We start from the raw sequence: 881 nt of genomic DNA, 5'->3' as shown, positions 1-881 counted from the left end.
ACGGCTACGCACCGCAGCGCAACCGCGCCTGGGGCGCGGCGCTCGGCGTGGCCGCCCTGGTGTTCGCGGCGATGCTCGCCACCGCGCCCGGCATCGCCTGGAGCCTGCTCGCGCTGTTCGGCGCGGCGCTGCTGCATACCACCCTGCGCGCCCGGCCCAGCGCCGGCGACTGGCGCCTCGCGACGCTTTATGCGCTGCACGCGCACCTGCAACAATTGCCGATTCTCTATGGCCAACTCGCCTACCGCCGCCGTCATGCCGCCGCTCGTCCGCGGCGAGCGCCCCGCCAGCTATCCGGGGGCGCGCCATGATGACGATTCCGGCCGCGCAGCGTCGCCGGAGCCCACCATGATCGGCCTGCACGACGCCGAGCCGATCGCCTCGCCCGAGCCGCGCCCGTCCCCGCACGAACATGTGCTGGCCCGACGGGCGTTGTCGATCCTGATCGTCGCGCACGATTCGGCCGAGCGCATCGACGCCCAGCTCGCGATGCTGGCGATGGCCGCGCGCTATCGCGACTGGCAGGTGATCGTGGTCGACAACGCCTCGAGCGACGGTACCGCCGAGCTGGTCGAGAGCCGGCATCCCTGGGCGCTCTTGATCCGCTCGCCCGTCAACATCGGCTACGCGGCCGCCTGCAACCTCGCCGCGCGCGAGGCGCTCGGCGCCCTGCTGCTGCTGGCCCATCCCGATACCCACGCCCAGCCCGCGATGATCGCGCGCGCCGCCGCGCGCATGCTGGTCAATCCCGGCGTGGGCATCGCCGGCGGCCGGCTGGTGGACGCCGAGGGCCAGGACGTGCCGGCCTCGCACCGCTTCCCGTCCGCGCTGGGCGACGCCTTCGCCTGGCGCGGCCCGGTATGGCCCGGCGCGGCGGCCAG

At 74.5% G+C, this 881-nt stretch carries 1 protein-coding gene and 1 pseudogene; both read left to right on the top strand.

What is annotated here, in order from left to right; translation table 11 throughout:
• A pseudogene (locus tag F3J18_RS37650) lies at positions 1–311 on the top strand (glycosyl transferase family 2); the annotation flags it as partial.
• Between the two features lie 37 nt (positions 312–348).
• Positions 349–881 (top strand): glycosyltransferase (locus tag F3J18_RS37645; RefSeq protein ID WP_166917223.1); only part of this gene is annotated, 533 nt, incomplete at its 3' end.

This window comes from Burkholderia sp. Ax-1720 (assembly GCF_011753035.1).
In the GTDB taxonomy this organism is placed as follows: domain Bacteria; phylum Pseudomonadota; class Gammaproteobacteria; order Burkholderiales; family Burkholderiaceae; genus Burkholderia; species Burkholderia gladioli.
Note: the sequence above shows the minus strand (reverse complement) of the source record. Positions and strands in the feature narration are given on the sequence as shown.